This is a genomic window from Raoultibacter timonensis (genome assembly GCF_900240215.1).
GTDB lineage: Bacteria > Actinomycetota > Coriobacteriia > Coriobacteriales > Eggerthellaceae > Raoultibacter > Raoultibacter timonensis.
Genome location: NZ_LT964690.1, coordinates 1 through 1,676 on the forward strand (window position 1 = coordinate 1; position 1,676 = coordinate 1,676).

Sequence of the window (1,676 nt, forward strand, 5' to 3'; positions counted from 1 at the left end):
CGCCTTGGGGACGCGCGGTCCGTCGAACGGCGCAGTTGCGGTGGTCGCGGGCGATAACGTGCGCTACGCGGTACCGCAGCGCATAGCGGCCAGCACCCTCCCGGACGATACCGTCACGCTTTCGTTTCGCGTGACGAGGACGTTGCACAGGCCGCGGTTCCATATCGAGGGCATCGATCGGGCGGGGAGGGCCCACCTTATCAAAACCGCGAAGACCATGGTCGCCGTTCCCGCAGAGATGGTGCAGATCAAGCTCAAGGGATCGGATGCGGTTTCGTATGCCGCCATCCGTGTCAGAGCGGAAGGCCGCGAGGGCGCCGAGCGCGTCGATGCGGCGCTGCCTTCGGTAGCGGCGCGTGCGGAGCAATCCCAGGGCGGAGGTGCCGAATAGATGCAGTACGCAACCGAGGTTAAAACCTACACCTGCATATGCTGCCCGTTGGGGTGCCAGCTCGAGGTATCGTTCGACGAAGGCGGAGCGATATCGGAAGTGACGGGCTACACGTGTGCCCGCGGTAAGGAATACGCTGCAGAAGAGGCGGTGCGGCCCGTGCGCATGGTGACGGCTATCGCGTGCGCAGAGGGGAGCCTTGAGCCCTTGAGCGTGAAGACGGAGCGGCCCGTTCCTAAGGATTCCATTCCCGATGTGCTCGCCGCCATACGCGACCTGCGCCTGGAGGCTCCCATCCGAGCGGGCGAGGTTCTCGTGGAGGATGCGTGCGGTACCGGCGTCGCGATCGTGGCGACCAAGAGCATCCCCTGAGCTGAAACCGCAAGGGAGCGCTCGCATGCCAAGCGGCGGCGTGCTCCGGAACATCGGAAAAAACGCCGCTCGTGAGATGGGAGGCGTTCCCTGTGCGCAGGCGAAGGAAAATGCGCTAGGCTGCTGATCGGCAGGCGAAACCGGATACGGCCGAAGGCGGTCGAGGAGATGATGAGATGGCTGAAGATCAGGACAGCAGAAACGCTCGGATGCGCATCGCAGGCACGGCCATCGCAGCCGTGGGAACGCTTGCGGTCATCGTCCTGGCAACGGTCGTGCTCTTCTTGACGCTCGCTGCGTTGCTGCGTTCCGACTGGCTGTTCGCGGTCGTCGGCGCTGCGGCGTTCGTTCTGATCCTGTTTTTGCTGGGGCGGCTGATCCGCGTGGCGGCAAACCAGAACAAGGATCCGCTCGAGTAAGGCGGCTCGGGCTTTCGGGCGAGCGCATGCGAGGGCGCTTCACCGGTTATCGAGGGTGGTTGCTTCGCCTGTCCGAAAAGGCGCTTCGGCCCGTATGCCGCGTGTGCGGATTGCGGCATACGCGGCAGAAAAAGCAAGCCGTTCGTCGCGAAAGCACTCGAAAGCACGCCGCTGGTCCGATGCGGTTTTGCCAACGGGCTTTCTATCGGGGAAAACGAATTTCACGAGAGGGCGGGTCTTGCCGTGCGTCTGAAGCGGCGCGGCTTCGATGACGAATAACTCGTCTTTTCTGCGTGATCGGATCGTTCTGACGCTCGGATGGGAATCGGTTTGGCCTTGCACGGCCCGTGACGGCGATCTGCCGTTTCCGGACCCGGGCAATGCATGTTCGTTTCAATTAGGCGGTGCGGGCGCGTTCGGGGTCGCCGAGCGCACCGTTTCATTCCGCTGCCTGCCGGCTACCTGCTCCTGCGTTTGGCGACGGCGGCGCGATG

General features: G+C 63.8%; 2 protein-coding genes and 1 pseudogene. All 3 read left to right on the forward strand.

The genetic code is table 11. The annotated features are described in order from the left end of the window. Window positions 1-391 (forward strand): annotated as a pseudogene (locus C1722_RS17085) (hypothetical protein); the annotation flags it as partial. Beyond that, window positions 392-763: a DUF1667 domain-containing protein gene (locus C1722_RS16415; protein ID WP_102380465.1), complete on the forward strand. Its 372-nt coding sequence runs from the start codon at window positions 392-394 to the stop codon at window positions 761-763. A gap of 176 nt (window positions 764-939) precedes the next feature. Next, complete coding sequence (locus C1722_RS16420) at window positions 940-1,182, forward strand: hypothetical protein (protein WP_102380466.1); 243 nt, start codon at window positions 940-942, stop codon at window positions 1,180-1,182. The last annotated feature ends 494 nt before the right edge of the window (window positions 1,183-1,676 follow it).

What these genes read in the sequence shown, in the direction of transcription:
- C1722_RS16415 (WP_102380465.1), top strand. Translation starts at nt 392, where the DNA reads ATGCAGTACGCAACCGAGGTTAAAACCTACACCTGCATATGCTGCCCG.
- C1722_RS16420 (WP_102380466.1), top strand. Translation starts at nt 940, where the DNA reads ATGGCTGAAGATCAGGACAGCAGAAACGCTCGGATGCGCATCGCAGGC.